Consider the following 15,813-nt stretch of genomic DNA (forward strand, 5'->3'; position numbering starts at 1 on the left):
TGGTTTCTACTTAGTAGATTATCATCAAGTTACACATTGGGATTGACTTCGATCGCAATGATCTGAAAACTGAAATATACTAAATTATTAGTTAGGTAAATTTAATGCATTGTAGCACACAAAAAAGAGCCATAGATTTTGATATTTTAAGAGTTATCGTAATTCTAAGTGCCCTGTTACAACATTATAATAGCGTAATTGGTGACACATTTCTTAACCTTCCAACAACTATTATTCAACAATACTTTTTTACGGTCGGTGCTTTTTTCTTTTTTACAGCTGGTTATATGGCTAGGAAAATATACATACCTAAGTTTTATGAGCAACCGATAGCTTTGTCTAGGAAAATAATCATTAAAGGCGTTGGGATATTAAGTGTTTATGTTTCGTATGTTTTTCTTCTGCATATTTTTACAGATACGCCTGTTCAGATGGATGTTTTATATTTTGTAGCTGACCACAAATTTAATACTAAAGTGTTGTTTCCTTTCGCAATGCTGTATATTCTCTCTCCTTTATTTTTTTATATGTATAGCAGAAATAAAGTGTTGTTGAGTTTGCTGATTTTACTGTTATTTATAATTGTTGTTTCACACAACATACTATGGACGTTAAATATACCCTATACTCAAAAGAAATTGTTGATTGACAGAGGCTTGTTTTCGTACCCATTGCTATCTTCAATACTGATTTATTCTATTGGATTTTTAATATCAAGTATGGAGAATATTTGTGGGGAAATGAAATATTCTTTTTTGTTTATATTGTTTATTGTTGCTGTAATTTTCGTCCACATATTCCTTGTTATGAATGTTAAAGAATATCATGATATTGTCTCAAAGAAATCCTATTACCTTATTGTGGAATGTATAACTCCGTATCTGGCAATAATTGTCGTGCGATTTTTTACAAGATATGATTTTTTATATAAATATCTTTCTTCATCTTATGTGATGTGTATAGGCGTTTGTAGCTTGCATTTTTATATTATTATGAACCTAATATTGTTTCTTTTGCAAATTCCTAGAGATGCGGATCAATTCACTAAAGTTGCAGGGTTGGTCGGGGTGTTTGGTCTGACGTATTTGTTTACATTTTGGAAATATAGCTCAGCTATAGGAGTAAGAAAAAAACAAGTGGTGTAGGAAATATTTATTAGTTGACTCTTGTCAGAGTTGTAACATTGTAATAGTGTAACCCTAAGACAGTACTGGCCGGTTGGGATTTGACCATGTAAGGTACACATGATATTGGTACAATTTAACTTAAAATTGTAACCGGTAATTCTTTCTCAAACTCAATGTTTAATAATTAGTTATATACGATATTGATAATATGGTATTAATATTTTTTGTTACTCTATGAATGTCAATCATAAAGTCATTATCTTTAAGGTAGGTTGTTAATGGATCAAAAACATAAAATTCAAATACTAGATTGTACTTTAAGGGACGGAGGTTATCTTAATAATTGGTATTTTGATTTGAAAATGGTGAAGGGCGTATATAGGGCTTTATCTAAAGCTGGTGTAGATATTATAGAGATAGGGTTCAGGGGAACAGAAAAATACTTCAGCAGAGAAGAATTTGGTGCTTGGAGGTTCTCAGAAGACGACCTCATTTCCCATGTGATTTCTGGTATAAAAGGTCCCCAAATAGCAGTGATGGGAGATTATAACAAAATAGATATAGATGATTTTGCAGAGGCTAATGATAGTCCTGTTGATATTGTGCGGTTAGCTGTTCACAAGACTGATTTAGCACCTTGTATTTCACTTGGTGAAAGGATCAAGGAGAAAGGATATGAGGTCACTATCCAGGCAATGGGTTACGCTAACTACACTCTACAAGAAAGGAGGGATCTTGCAAGTCGCTTTAAAGATTCAAATCTAAATGTTCTATATGTGGCAGACAGTTACGGATCAATGCTTCCAGACCAGATTGAATCACTGTTCGAAAATCTACTTGATATTCCAAATGTCCAACTTGGTTTTCATCCTCATAACAACTTACAGATGGCTTTTGCTAACACCTTAGAAGCTATTAAGCATGGAGCTTCCATAATCGATGCTACATTGAATGGTATTGGAAGGGGGGCAGGAAATCTGCCTCTAGAAGTTATCTTACTATATATGGAGATGAAGAATAAAGGGACATATAATATTTTACCAATATTAAATTGTGTAGATACGTATTTGACACCATTACAGGATGAAATTGAATGGGGTTATCAACTTCCATATATGCTTTCTGGAATGTACCAGTGCCATGGGAGTTATGCAAAAAATCTTCTTGATTTGAGACAGTTCAATATTGAGGATATCTGTGTGGCAATGGAGAGGATAAAGGAAATTAATCCAGTTGGATATTCTAAGCAGGTACTGAATCATATTGTTTCAGAAGGTATTATAGGACATACAAAAAGTGATGGAACGAAGGGAACTCAGAAAAAAAATGAACCAATACCATATTTAGATCGTCATAAAGGACGAGATTTCCTTATTCTTGCAAACGGACCAACTCTTGTTGAGCACAAAGAAAAAATTGACCAATTCATTAAAAAGTATGATCCCATTGTTATAGGGGCTAATAATCTTTCTGGACTTTTTGAACCAGACTACCATGTATTCAATAATAAAAGAAGATTTGAGATGTATATTGATACAGTCTCATCTAACTCTAATATTTTATTGAGTCAGTATTTTACAGATGACATGATTGGTGAGTACACTGAACGCTCATATGAATATTTATATTATCTCGATAGGATGGACTATGAATTCGATATAATAGAAGGTACTATTCAATCCAATTGTAGGACTATTTCAGTTCTTTTACTTGGTTTATCTATAGTGATGGGGGCAAATAAACTATTTATTGTTGGGCTTGATGGGTATCTTGAACCACATAATAGGCAGTTACACTATTATAAAGAGTCAGTTGTTCAAACAAATGAGAGTCTCCTAGCTGACCTTCATCACGAATGTTTAGATTTTATAACTCAAATTGACCTATACCTTAAGCAAAAAGGTAAAGATGGAATCGAAATATTGACTCCAACAACCTACCATCAGTTTTATAAAGGATTTGACCTCTTTATTTAGCGATTCTCATTTATTTTGGAGTTACATGTGAAAAAAAATATTTGTTTTATACCTGCACGAAGTGGTTCGAAACGCCTGAAAGGCAAGAATTTGTCGTTATTCAAAGGGAAGACCTTAGTTGCCAATACAATTGAGCAAGCTATAGAGAGTAAAATATTTGATCACATTATTCTATCATCTGATGATGAAGAAATGCTCGCTATTGGTTCAAGTTTTGGAATTGAACTACATAATAGATCTAAAGATATGTCAACTGATTACACAACTATTCTAGATGTTATACAACATGTCATTAAAACACGACCAATATCTGAAGATTCGAATATTGGCCTGTTGTTAACAACATGTCCATTGCGATCAATTAATGATATTGAGACAGCGTATAAAATCTTTAAAAAGGCAGACTTCCGACACTCTGTGGTGAGCGTTAAAAAAAATGAAACGCCCGTTCAACTGAGCTGGAAAAAAGTAAACGATTATCTTGAACCAATGATTCCAGAGGAATATTATAAAACTACCAGAAAGCAGGATCATTTTGATACTTATTGCTATAACGATGCGATTATATTTGATTCTGCAAGTAATTTTCTCGAACAAGATCGGAACCTTTTTGGGAAGAGCCCAATTCCTTATTTGATGCCCTGGGAAAGATCTTTTCCAATAGATTATGATTTTCAGTTAAAAATATGTCAGTTGTTTGGAGAAATGGAGGAGAGATAATGGGACAATTCAAAGGCATAATTGCAGCATTGATAACCTCATTTGATGATAGAGGTGCAGTTTTTGAGGATGGAATTTGTAATCAGGTCGATTATTTGGCTCAAAATAATATAAAAAATATATTTATATGTGGGTCGTATGGGGCTTTTCCCGTGATGACTATTGAGCAAAGATTTCAGGTTGCGGAAAAAGCTATAAAGATTGCTAAAACTAACAAAATGAAGGTGATTGTTCAGGTCGGACACACTTCAACAAGTTCAGCCATGCAACTTGCCCGACATGCAGAAGGGATTGGTGCAGACGCTATTTCCGCAGTTGTCCCGTTTTATTACTCTACTACGCTTTATAATGAGGATGTTTTTCTTGAATATTATGAAAGTATCATTAATAGCGTTTCAATACCGGTTCATTGTTATAATAATCCTAACACTACAGGGTGTAATATTTCTCCATCTTTTTTAAGAAAATTAATTGAAGCTGGCCTTAAGGGAATAAAAGATGGTGGTTCTGAGATGGGAAGAATGCTTGAAATGTTAACAGTAGTGGAACAAAGTGATGTAAATTTCGATTATTATCCTTCTTCAACTAATAGTCTTATTACAGGCTTTCTTTTAGGAGCCGAATCTTGTATTTCTGGTGTTGCATTAACCGCTCCAGATTTAGTTAACCAAATATATGAAAGTGTCAAAAATAAGGATATAGACCGGGCAGTGAAAATGTATGGAAAAGTCATGAGGATCCGTGCATTGTTAGGTGAGAAGTCTGGACGAGCTATAGCAGCATATTCCGTATTACATGCAAAAGGGGTTGATGTTGGAACGTGTAAAGCTCCCTGGAAACGCTTAAGTCACTCTGACTCTAACTGGCTTGTCGATGAATTACAGTCCTTGGGAGTTGTATAGTGACAGCTGAATCCCAGTTGGATAAAATTGAATGTGTTATGCTCGATTTTGATGGGGTAATTTTAGACTCCTCTGGTTTGAAAACAGATTGTTTTAAGAAATATTATAGTAAATTTGAAAATATATCTGAACAATTAATGGCGTTCCATTATCAGAACAAAGGTATGTCAAGATTTCGTCAGTTTGACTATATAGCAAGAAATATTTTGAAAGTATCTGATCCTAAAGCTCAGGTAGAGCGTATGGCCAATGAATTTGCAGAGATAGTGTTTGAGGTTATATCGCAAGCTAATTTTATTCATGGAGCAAGAGAGCTACTCAGGTTTCTATCACCCAATCTTCCTCTATATGTCATCTCTGCAGCTCCTCATAACGAGTTGACGAAAATCATTGAGATGAGGCAATTAAGCCACTTTTTTGTCAAATATTATGGGAGTGTCGACATTAAGTCAAAAATGATTGTTCAAATTATGAAAAGTGAAAACTTTATTCCAAATAAGGTTCTGTATGTAGGTGACACCTTGAATGACTTGAATGCCGCTAGAGAAGCAGATGTTCTATTTTGCGGTGTCAAAAATCCGTTAGTTGATTTCCATGGGGAAAAGTGTATAAAAGTTTCTGATCTTAGGGAACTCAAAGAGAAATTTTAAAGAGTTTGTAATAATATTCAATTAAATCTCATTTACTTTTTAACTTTCTAGCTCATATTTAGGCAGAGATGATTGGCTTGTTGCAGCTTTAGTGGAAAAATTATATTGATCTATCAGGTTGTCAGGGGGCTTTTATACCTCATCTTTTATATTGTAGTGGTATCACATAGAAAAATGGTTGAAATAGTTTAATCAGTTGGAGGGCCTGATGCGAAAAGAACGTTTTTCTGAACATTATGGTTTTAAAACTTGTGAAAAGTAGGCGATAAATCGATGATGCTCGACTGGAAAAGATCCGATTACAAATCACACATCTCGATGTGAGTAGTGTGCCTTCATCTGGTACGTATGAGAAGATATACTTGAAGCAGATGCGTTAGACAGATAATCGATTATGAGCACAGTTCAAAACTCGCTACAGAAATAAAAATTAACTGTTTTACAGATAGATGCGATGGCATATAAAAAACAGTTAAAGATTGGTGTTCACTAGATCAACGATGACAGTGATTGTTATGTAATAGCAGAGATTGGCCTAATCATCAGGGAGGTGGCAATGTTTGTGGAGCCAAAAAAGGCCAAGTCAGATGCTGTAAAATTGCGAAAACATGATAACAGTGCGTTGTACACTAACGAATCAGTTAAAAAACCATATACACTCAAAGAGTTTCGGTGAGACGTATGGAGAACACTGAGACTATCTTGAGTTTGGTTTTTATGAATATATTGAACCGAAAAAATTTATCCAAGAGCAACAAATAGACTTTTTCTCTACAACTTTTGATATACCAAGTGTCAATTCTCTTGAGGAAGTTAGCATTCCTGCATATAAAATTACTTATGGTGAATTGAAGACAATTCGGTTTCTTAAGGAAATTGGATCGTTTGTTAAATCGATACTACTGACTTAACTTCGGGCATGTATTGTCAGCAGAAGATATTACAAGTGTAATCACTTAGCAGAGGAATACTTTCATATGAAATTGATAATATTATTGGTACCGAGATATTGGTAGAAGTAGTTGAAGAACAACAATTTTCACCTACTTTATTGTTTGAAATTAATCGGTACAGATTGTGTACTAAACTACTCTGATGTCAAATCCGTTATCTGTTATTAAATAGACTTGTAGACAAACGATAAGCTTAGATCTTATGCCAACTAATAATTAGTTGGCTTTTAGGCTGATACTAATGAAATTTTGCTAGGTTGAATCAACTGTTATGAAGGATGATAAAAATCAGGAGAAATGGTTGTTTATCCCTGTTGAAGTGAAAGTTCGTGAACTTCAGGCAAAAATCCTCCTTGCCTGCTTGGCAGCTGAGCGTGGATTCAATGTTGTCCTTGGTGAGGCACATGCTGTCAGAGATGCCTTGCATTTATTGCCAGCTGGAGTGCTTCTTGAAAAGGGTGTTGCCCCCTCTTCCAGGGAGTCATTTAAGCGTTTTCGTAACCTAGGTAATGTAGTCGTTTCATGGTGTGAAGAAGGGTTGGTGTTCTTTGATGATGATGACTATGTGCGTCGGAAAATATCGGAAGATGAATTGGCTCAGGTAGATCGTTTTTTTGCGTGGGGAGAGTACCATGCTGATGTTGTGACCTCGAATTTTCCTTCAATGAAAAATCGTGTTGTTTGTAGTGGTAATGCTCGCTTAGATTTGCTCCGTCCGGAGTACAGGGATGTTTTTTCTGTTGAAACCAAGAAACTGCAGGAGGAGTTTGGCCCGTACATTTTGGTTAATACAAACTTTAGTCACTGTAATCACAAAAAAGGCGAACATGGCTATCTAGAACTTCTTAGAAATGCTGGGAAAATCGGCACAAAGGAAGAAGAAAGATTTGCGGAAGGTTGGATGACCCACAAGCGTTGTCTTTTTGACGCTTTTATACCGATGATTAAAAAAGTAAGTAAAGCTTTTCCTGAGCAAAAAGTTATAGTTCGGCCTCACCCAGGTGAAAATCATGAATTTTGGACGGATGTATATAAATCAGATTCAAATATTGATGTTATACACGATGGTGGTGTAATCCCATGGATTATGGCCTCTTCGGTGGTCATACATAATGGATGTACCACTGGTATAGAAGCTGCGCTATTGAAGCATCCGGCTATTGCATATCGACCAGTAACTTCTGAAGTTTATGATCAATTTCTCCCAAATTCAGTTAACTATCAGTCAGATGATGAAGATCACCTAATCGAGAGCCTAGACCTACTTTTAAATAAGCAAGACAGTGAACAATTTATAGACAATCCTGAGTGGAGAAAAACGCTTGAGTCTTTTATAAGTGGAACAGGCACTGCTTCAGCTTGTGATATTATTCTTGAAGAAGTATCGAAAGTTCATAATAATATTAGACCATTGGGAAGGCGTCCCTGGTATCCACTACATAAATTACATTTGAGTTCATATATGAAGTTGAACTCACTCGCCAATACTCTTTTAAGTGGGCCCAAAGAAAGAGGTGAATACTCTGAACAGAAATTTTCACATCTACATCTTCCAGAACTGACCGAGGAAATACGCAAAATGAGAAAAGCCTCAGGAAGGTTTGATGGTGTAACACCAACGAAACTAGGTGAAAACATCTTTATGTTATCACAAAGCTGAGGAAACATATTTCCCGTTTCTGCATTTCACATAAAAATATCTGATTACCATCGAACTTCAGCCAACTTGAGAAGTCTTCTGGGCATCGGTGAAGTATTAACGGCATGTTTAAGGAGAGATGAAATCATTCCTCCCATATTAAACCTTCGGTTAAAGCGATAGCAGTATTCAGCTAGATATCGTGGTACATGTTTATCACTTATCGAATGGTAAACGCCACGTATAGCGGTTTTAACATTGCCGAGGACGGTGTTTAACCATTTGAAAATTTTACGTGATAGTTCCTTGTGCTTGTTGGTTGAAATGTAAAAATGATTTGATTTTGCATCTTCAATTCCTGGGAAGCAATTTAGAGCATCGGATACAACATAACTACCAGGAACGAGATGTTTTGAGCTCCAGGCGGTGATTTCTTTTTTAGTGAATCCTGCGACCTTATTGAATTTAATAGATATTGGGCGTTTCTCTTTTGACAGTTGGATGGCGGCGACAAAAGGTGTTTTTCCAGAAGCTCCTCGGCCTCTTTTACCATCATGCTTTTTGCCACTGCAATATGCATCATCGATGAGAACCAGTCCCCTAAGAGGGATGAGATCATCTCGTTGTTTCATAGTGTGTTGCAATTTATGTTTTATCCGCAAAGCACTATTGGCAGAAATGCCCAGAGTACGCCCAAGTTTAAGCGAAGAAATATGTAGTGGTTCAAACCTTTTTGAAATTGAACTTTATTTTTGGCCATGTAATACCCTTCTTGTTAATTTAGAGGTATTATTCCATAACTGATTGGACAAATAGCGTCCTACCAAAAAAAAAGCTGAACATTAGTGGTAATCAGATAAAAATATCTCATTACCACTTATTTTCTGCCAGGCTGACCGTCACTCCCGAGTTCTTTTGTCGGGAGTCATTTGTAAAAACTGGATCAACGACTACTACCTCGGGGATGACTTTGGCACAATACATTATACATCAATATCGGCCAGGCGTGTGTGTCTTGTATTTTCAGAATGTTACCATATAAGCGTCACAAGTTAGCTGAATATCAGTGGTAACCCGAAAAAATATAAGTGAATCTATTCTCTTACATTCATGTAGAAGGTGTAGATCATGAGTTCGGATTTAAGACCTGATTAATGAACTCCACGTATTTTATTGCACAGGTTTCCGGCAGAAAAGTTTCAAAGGCTTTTTGCCGACCAGCCTCGCCAACGAGTCTCCTTTGCTTTTCATTTTTAAGGAACTCAACAATGGCCGACGCGAACTTAGGCGTGTTTGGATCTTCAATTCTATTGCCAGTCCCTTCCACATATTCGGGCATGCCTCCGAATGGACTCGCAACAATCGCTTTTCTGCGTTGCATCGCCTCGAGTACCGTAGTCGGACTGGTATCCCATTTAGAAGGCACAATCACCACCCAAGCACGGCGGTAAGCTTCATTTACTTCGTCCCGGTTCAAGTGTCCGGTAAAATGTACATATTCTATTTCCGATGCTAATTGTTTTTCTAACCAGTTTCGGCAATCCCCGAGTCCGCGTGCGTAACTGTCTCCACCAGCAATTTCAAAAAGTACATTTGGTATTTCAGCTTTTACTTGTCTGATCATCTCAGGAAGAAATCCGATTCCTTTCCCGATATCAATTCGTCCAACTAAGAGAACAGTTGGCCGTTTCGCCTCACGATTTTCCCATTCCATTAATGGCTTTAGCGGCTTGGGCAGGACCGCATTCTTCTCAGGAATTTTCACCCCCTGATTCCTTAATCCCTCCATCATGATCCGACTAGGTGCGGCTAAAAGATCTGCATGTTCAATTGAATATCGTTCGCGAAGATGTCGTTTCCATTCTCGGATACGGGCCAATTGAATCATCACCTTTTGCCATGGAAAATAAACTTGTGAATATCGGGCCTGTCGGAGTACATCATTGTACCGGCAATTAATCATTACCGGAGGACGTTGCTTGCTTCGCATCAGCACACCAGCTTCACCTAAACGTTCAGGCGCTTCAATCAAATCAATCTTTTCTGTTTTTGCGATTTCTAGGACTTTGTCAGCCAACCATTTTGAGCCTATGTCGGAGGGGGAATAGATCCGAAGTAGTTTTCCATTTTTGAAATCTTCTTGTTCCGGCAATCCTTCTGCACGACTGGTAATGATCAGCGTGTAATGGCCTAAGGCACGGAGTCCCGTGGAAATGGACTCAATGTACTGTCCGACACCAGATCCGGTGGGGGGGTACTCCCAACATAATTGTAAAATTCGGTACAAGGGTTGGTGGTGTTCTTTATTTTTATTCATCAGGGTTACTTAAGGTATATTAATAAAAGTAGATGCGTTGTGGGAAAACCTAAACTTTTGAAATGGTCCTTTCAAGTATTATTCGATGTACAATCAGTTGACCAACTGATAAAGCTGTTTCATTGATTTTATAATACACAATTTCGAATAAACGTATACATTAGTTGCCTTTAAACTAGAAAGCGGGTTGTTTTTTTCCGCCCGCCTTCGCGCTACGGTCAGTAGCCTATTGGGTTTAAATATAAGTGGTGGCACATTGGGAAATATCTGGTATTAAGAAGCTCCTTTTGGTTTAAGCAATATACAAAACAGCTTAATATGTTGACAATTTAACTAATAACGCAATTAAGTATTAATGCGCTTAACCCCAATATTAGGACCACCCTCTTAGGTGGAATTTGCATTCCAAAATTGGTAATAAAAGAGGATGCAAATGAAAGGAAAAAGAAGAGCACATTCGGACAAGTTTAAAGCCAAGATCGCAATTGAAGCTTTAAAAGGAATCAAGACACTGGCTGAGTTAGCGACAGAACATAAAGTTCATCCCAACCAGATAACCACCTGGAAAAAGCAGCTGCTGATGAACGCAGAAGAACTCTTTTCACGTGGTAAGACAAGTAAGTCCAAGACAGAAGATGAAATCACAGCTCCACTTTATGAAGAGATTGGACGACTCAAGATGGATATTAAATGGCTTGAAAAAAAGCTATGAGCCTGCCACTATCAACCCGTAGAAATTGGGTGGAGGTGAGTCCTGAATATTCCATCAGACGACAATGTAGATTGGCAGGCGTATCAAGATCTTCTGTTTACTACAATCCTGCTGCTGAAACAGATGAAAATCTTAAGCTCATGCGGCTGATCGACGAACAGTATTTGCGGCATCCGGAGTTTGGTTATCCGCGAATGACTGATTGGTTGCGAGATAAGGGGTATCAGGTTAATCATAAACGGGTGGCTCGCTTAATGCGCCTTATGGGGCTTCAGGCCATAACGCCAGGGCCTCATACCAGCAAACCTGCACCAGGACATAAAATTTATCCATACCTTTTGCGTAATATGGATATTGAAGCGGTGGACCAGGTGTGGAGTATGGATATCACGTATATCCCAATGCGATACGGGTTCATGTACCTCGCGGCGGTGATTGATTGGTATAGTCGCTACGTTCTTGCTTGGGAGCTTTCCAATACCATGGAAAGCCTTTTCTGTGTAGCTGCCTTAGAGCAAGCATTGACCCAAGGTAAACCAACAATATTTAACACCGATCAGGGTTCACAGTTCACTTCTGAAGCTTTTACAGGGGTGTTGCTTGATAAAAACATTGCCATCAGTATGGATGGTCGCGGCCGTGCTCTAGACAATGTTTTTATTGAACGTTTATGGTGGACGATAAAATACGAAGACATTTACCCCAAAGCTTATTCGGATGGACATGCATTGCATCGAGGACTGAGTCGGTATTTCGATTATTACAACAAGGAAAGAGAACATTCCTCGTTGAACAAACAGACACCATTTGAGGTATTCTCAAAGCCGACTACGCATTGAAGAGAGGGGGGGGGACGGCCCCAAGGTGACAAACCCTTCCTGCTCGCTCCGCTTGCAGGAAGTAGGTTTAACGCATTAAGGACTCAAGAATGGAAAGGTACAAAGAAGAAAGGCTGAGTATGTTTCCATACACAGCCTCCCATTCTCAAGTCACTCACTACGGCGCTCGGGTCGCTCCTCAGCGTTGCCCTATCCTCCGAGTGAGCAGAACAACAGTAACACGGCTCTGTATTTGTATAAAGAAAATGGCATAAAAAAATGGCGAACTGACTTAACAGTCGCTGCAAGAAGGAACTGTGGATTCCACCTTAAATATATCTACCTGTGGTTTAAGAATAGGGGTAGCCGCATAATCATTTAATTCATTCGTTAGTATTTGCCGACCTTTTCGAGTAAACCATGCTTTGAAAAGAAGAAATACTTTTCTTTTTTCATGCATGCTTCTAACCGGATACTACTTAACAATAATACAATGACCTTTCCAAAAAAAACCGTATGCATGCTGGTTTACAACTACTATCCCAATAGTACAGGTGGAGCCGAGAGACAGTGTCGTTTGCAAGCTCATGAGCTTGTTCGGACTGGGTACAAATGTATTGTTCTCACAGCAAGAGTGAATCGTCACTTAGTATCTAAAGAAATTGATCATGGATGTGAAATTATAAGACTTCCTATTATTCAGCCACTTGTCGATTTTCTATTAACTATCAAACACCGAAATAGTGCTGACTCTGAGACTCAAGCAGTAAATACCAGGAAAACACAAATTGATCATAAAGCGTGTGATCAAAATGACTTCTTTGCCGCTTCTGTTCAATGGCTAAACATATTAATTTTTATGATAAGTGCCTTTTCTTATTTATACAGGAATAGAAAAGAAATTGACGTGATTCATACGCATGTGGCCAGTTGGAATGCTGGGTTTACAAGTTGGGTTGGTAACCTATTTAAAATTCCAACCCTTTGCAAGGCTGCCTACCTTCCTCCATTTCATGAATTTGGAAATACCGTACCATTAGCGAACAAATGGAAGAAATGGCGGACTAAAACACACTATATTGCTCTGTTGCCTGAAATGGCAAAGGTCCTTCATGACCAGGGTGTGCCCGCAAAGAATATACACATCACCCCAAATGGGGTATCGGTGCCTCTGGAAACTGTTTCCGTTGAACTCAACAATTCTGTATTGTATGTTGGAAATTTTTCACAAGGATCAGATCATAAAGCCTTCGATATCCTGCTAAAAGCATGGTCAATTGTCTGTCGTGAATTACCTGATTCAAGATTGGTGATCGCTGGCGGAGGAAACACAGAGCCATGGGAGGAAATGGCAAAAGAGTTGGGGTGTATTGAAAACACAGTGTTCCTTGGACATGTTTCGGATCTTCAAGATGAATACAAAAAGTCCTGTCTTTTTGTTCTTCCCTCTAGAGGTGAAGGTATGTCTAATGCACTACTTGAAGCGCAAAGTTACGGTATTCCAGCTGTTGTTTCAGATATACCAGGAAATCGTGAAATTGTGATTGATCTAAAGACAGGACTTGTTGTACCCGTTGATGATTATGAGAAGTTGGCTGCTGCTGTCTGTGAATTGATCAGACAAAAGGATCTTCGCCAGACCATGGGGGGGGCAGCCCGAGAAAATTGTATTCAGAAGTATTCAATAGTGACTGTTGTTGAACAGGTAAAACGAATTTATGCTCGCATTGAAACAGCATAATCTACCTTACTATTCTGACTAGAGTTGAATTATAATGAATGATAAAAAAATGACCGATCCCCGGCCAGACTGGGAAGAAAAGTACGTTAGTTTGAAAATATCTGGTTTTTATAACACTCCGATAAAAAAAGTTTTAAGTGTGATTGATAACTTGATTGATATTTTTACGCATCCACGGAGTGTTAGTTCCGTTGATGACATCATCAATTGTGCTAATATTCTGACCAATAAAGATAAGCTAGGCACTGAAGTAACTGTTATCGGTTGCGGGCCAAAACCGAAAACGGTTACAGACCTGGCATCTCGTGGTTATGACGTTCTTGGTGTTGAACCTATCGATGATGCTGTGTTGCAGGCTCAAGATTATCTGGAAGGGCAAGGAAAGGTTGTGAAAGGCACTGCTGAGTCAATGCCAATAGATGATAGCTCCCAAGTTTTTGTTCTCATGGAAAATGTCCTTGAACATGTTGACTCTATCACTTATAGCCTGGAGGAGGCATACAGGATTTTAAAACCCGGCGGTGTTTTATTTATTCGGACAACAAATCGCTCACGCTTCTCGTTAACAGGAGTGAATTGGGAATTTACCACAAGGTTCTACAACTGGTTCCCTAGGATGGTAAAGGAATCTTATGTTTTTTCACAGCTCCACTATAAGCCAGAACTTGCACGATATTCACCGCGTCCAGCAGTTCACTGGTTCAGTTTCCCAGATTTGTGTAACCATGGAAGAGAAGTCGGATTTGCAAGATTTTACTCTCCATATGACCTATTGTATTTGGCTCGAGGCCAAAATAAATCGAAACTTCTATTTAGATTAAGCCAATGGTGCCGTAAACAACCTTGGGTACGAGCCTTTGTGGTCAGTCAGTTGAATGGTGATATTTTTATGTGGAAGAGGCATGAGGAGGATTAGTGCCAAGAGAAACGATACAAGGAATCTCCACATGAAAGTAGGAATGATTGTTTGGAGTTTTTGGCCCGGGCCAGAAGGAGGAGCTGAACGGCAATGTCGGAAGGTGACTCAACAGTTGGTTAGAACCAAAACAAACAGTGTTGTTCTAACAAGTCTATCTAGCTACAAATTGAACAGAAAATCCACAGATGGGTCTGTAACTGTTCTCAGATTTGGATTGCTGTGTCCATGCTCAGAGTTTTTGAGACGTGTACTTTATAAGCTTTTATCGATGCTGCAAGGCAAACATGAGAAAACGATACGCTCTTTAATGTTTTGGCTGATGCTACCCCTGGAATGGCTTTCTCGTTTAAGTTTCATATTGGAAGTTATATTAACACTACCTGGAAACAAGCTTGGGTTGAAGATTATACATGTTCACGAAACGTCATGGCTCGCTGGATTTGGTGTACTGCTGGGTAAACGTTGGAAGGTTCCTGTTGTGTGTAAAGTTCGCAATACTCCAGCTTTAGAAATTATAGGCTATGATACTCCTTTTAGGAAAACTTGGAGTAAATTACGGAAAGAAGCGGAATTTATTGCTCTTCACCCAGAGTTAGAAAGAGAACTCATTCTTTTAGGAATAGTCAAAGAGAAAATTCATTTAGTCCCTAATGGAGTTGAGTTACCTGAGTTGGGAATCAAACAAACAACTCTAGACGGGGTATTGTATGTTGGAAATTTTACCCAAGGTGCGTCTCATAAAGGTTTTGATACGTTGCTGTTGGCTTGGCCTGAAGTGATAAGGGTACGGCCTGGGGCTCACTTGACCTTGGTTGGTGGGGGGGATATAAGTACCTGGAAAGCATTGGTAAAAGATTTAGGGTGTATTGATAGTGTCACGTTTACCGGTAAGGTGAGTGACCCCCAACAGTATTATCGTCAAGCCGATGTTTTCGTTTTACCCTCCCGGCATGAAGGGATGTCTAATGCGCTTTTAGAGGCTCAAAGTTGGGGGATCCCCTGTGTGGTATCAGATATTTCTGCCAACGCTGCTATTATAATTAATGGGAAGAACGGATTGATTTTTCCTGTCGATAATGCACACATTATGGCCCAGAATATTCTTAGCATTTTATCGGACTCAGGCTTGAAAGCAACTCTCGGAGAAAACGCGCGAAAAATAGCTGAAATTAAATTCAATATTGAACGGGTTGCTGAAAAACTAGTGTCCGTTTATTCGCACGTTTGTGGTAGGGGATAGTTCTGCCAGAAGAAAAATCGTGTCAAAATTGAGGTTTAAATTTCATAATGTTGCTGAGATTTGAGTATGTCATGATCAACTCTGGTTTTTTTAACTATT

Annotated in this window: 12 protein-coding genes and 1 pseudogene; 11 read left to right on the forward strand and 2 right to left on the reverse strand. The window is 38.3% G+C overall.

Going from position 1 to position 15,813, the window contains the following annotated elements:
- The first annotated feature begins 104 nt into the window (after positions 1-104).
- The 7 genes and pseudogenes from ACX6CI_RS04945 to ACX6CI_RS04975 all read left to right on the forward strand — a co-directional run bounded on the left by ACX6CI_RS04945 (position 105) and on the right by ACX6CI_RS04975 (position 7,988).
- On the forward strand, positions 105-1,145 hold the full coding sequence (locus ACX6CI_RS04945; protein ID WP_458777063.1) for a hypothetical protein: 1,041 nt from the start codon (positions 105-107) through the stop codon (positions 1,143-1,145).
- A 260-nt stretch (positions 1,146-1,405) separates the two neighbouring features.
- A complete protein-coding gene (locus ACX6CI_RS04950; protein WP_458777064.1) occupies positions 1,406-3,103 on the forward strand; it encodes an aldolase catalytic domain-containing protein in 1,698 nt (565 codons plus the stop codon).
- A 27-nt stretch (positions 3,104-3,130) separates the two neighbouring features.
- Positions 3,131-3,823, forward strand: a complete 693-nt coding sequence (locus ACX6CI_RS04955) for an acylneuraminate cytidylyltransferase family protein (RefSeq protein WP_458777065.1) — start codon at positions 3,131-3,133, stop codon at positions 3,821-3,823.
- On the forward strand, positions 3,823-4,725 hold the full coding sequence (locus ACX6CI_RS04960; RefSeq protein ID WP_458777066.1) for a dihydrodipicolinate synthase family protein: 903 nt from the start codon (positions 3,823-3,825) through the stop codon (positions 4,723-4,725). Before ACX6CI_RS04955 ends, ACX6CI_RS04960 begins: the two co-directional genes overlap by 1 nt.
- The gene (locus ACX6CI_RS04965) at positions 4,725-5,375 is read left to right on the forward strand and encodes an HAD family hydrolase (protein WP_458777067.1); all 651 of its coding nucleotides are present in this window, start codon (positions 4,725-4,727) and stop codon (positions 5,373-5,375) included. The genes ACX6CI_RS04960 and ACX6CI_RS04965 overlap by 1 nt, the downstream gene beginning before the upstream one ends.
- Positions 5,376-6,091: 716 nt before the next feature.
- Positions 6,092-6,286 (forward strand): annotated as a pseudogene (locus ACX6CI_RS04970) (N-acetylneuraminate synthase family protein); the annotation flags it as partial.
- A 313-nt stretch (positions 6,287-6,599) separates the two neighbouring features.
- Entirely contained in the window at positions 6,600-7,988 is a 1,389-nt protein-coding gene (locus ACX6CI_RS04975) for a surface carbohydrate biosynthesis protein (protein ID WP_458777068.1), read from the forward strand.
- Positions 7,989-8,032: 44 nt separating this feature from the next.
- On the opposite strand, the gene ACX6CI_RS04980 is transcribed toward ACX6CI_RS04975, so the two are convergent.
- On the reverse strand, positions 8,033-8,707 hold the full coding sequence (locus ACX6CI_RS04980; RefSeq protein WP_458778437.1) for an IS1595 family transposase: 675 nt from the start codon (positions 8,705-8,707) through the stop codon (positions 8,033-8,035).
- A 386-nt stretch (positions 8,708-9,093) separates the two neighbouring features.
- Positions 9,094-10,284 carry a glycosyltransferase family 4 protein gene (locus ACX6CI_RS04985; protein WP_458777069.1) on the reverse strand — a complete coding sequence of 397 codons (1,191 nt, stop codon included), beginning with the start codon at positions 10,282-10,284 and terminating at the stop codon, positions 9,094-9,096.
- A gap of 433 nt (positions 10,285-10,717) precedes the next feature.
- On the opposite strand from ACX6CI_RS04985, the gene ACX6CI_RS04990 reads away from it, so the two are divergent.
- The 4 genes from ACX6CI_RS04990 (at position 10,718) to ACX6CI_RS05005 (ending at position 15,714) form a co-directional block, all read left to right on the forward strand.
- Positions 10,718-11,835 (forward strand): IS3 family transposase gene (locus ACX6CI_RS04990; protein WP_458777070.1). Its coding sequence is split into 2 segments (ribosomal slippage): positions 10,718-10,993 and positions 10,996-11,835, totalling 1,116 coding nucleotides; the frame shifts between segments, so codons are not numbered across the junction.
- A gap of 886 nt (positions 11,836-12,721) precedes the next feature.
- Complete coding sequence (locus ACX6CI_RS04995) at positions 12,722-13,555, forward strand: glycosyltransferase family 4 protein (RefSeq protein ID WP_458777071.1); 834 nt, start codon at positions 12,722-12,724, stop codon at positions 13,553-13,555.
- Between the two features lie 34 nt (positions 13,556-13,589).
- Positions 13,590-14,471, forward strand: a complete 882-nt coding sequence (locus ACX6CI_RS05000) for a class I SAM-dependent methyltransferase (RefSeq protein ID WP_458777072.1) — start codon at positions 13,590-13,592, stop codon at positions 14,469-14,471.
- Between the two features lie 31 nt (positions 14,472-14,502).
- Positions 14,503-15,714 carry a glycosyltransferase family 4 protein gene (locus ACX6CI_RS05005; protein WP_458777073.1) on the forward strand — a complete coding sequence of 404 codons (1,212 nt, stop codon included), beginning with the start codon at positions 14,503-14,505 and terminating at the stop codon, positions 15,712-15,714.
- Positions 15,715-15,813: the final 99 nt, after the last annotated feature.

The sequence above is a fragment of the Desulforhopalus glucosivorans genome (assembly GCF_054397165.1).

Excerpts from the sequence above, each read along its gene's own strand:
- ACX6CI_RS04945 (WP_458777063.1), top strand. The coding sequence starts at position 105 with ATGCATTGTAGCACACAAAAAAGAGCCATAGATTTTGATATTTTAAGA.
- ACX6CI_RS04950 (WP_458777064.1), top strand. The coding sequence starts at position 1,406 with ATGGATCAAAAACATAAAATTCAAATACTAGATTGTACTTTAAGGGAC.
- ACX6CI_RS04960 (WP_458777066.1), top strand. The coding sequence starts at position 3,823 with ATGGGACAATTCAAAGGCATAATTGCAGCATTGATAACCTCATTTGAT.
- ACX6CI_RS04975 (WP_458777068.1), top strand. The coding sequence starts at position 6,600 with ATGAAGGATGATAAAAATCAGGAGAAATGGTTGTTTATCCCTGTTGAA.
- ACX6CI_RS04985 (WP_458777069.1), bottom strand. The coding sequence starts at position 10,284 with ATGAATAAAAATAAAGAACACCACCAACCCTTGTACCGAATTTTACAA.
- ACX6CI_RS05000 (WP_458777072.1), top strand. The coding sequence starts at position 13,590 with ATGAATGATAAAAAAATGACCGATCCCCGGCCAGACTGGGAAGAAAAG.
- ACX6CI_RS05005 (WP_458777073.1), top strand. The coding sequence starts at position 14,503 with ATGAAAGTAGGAATGATTGTTTGGAGTTTTTGGCCCGGGCCAGAAGGA.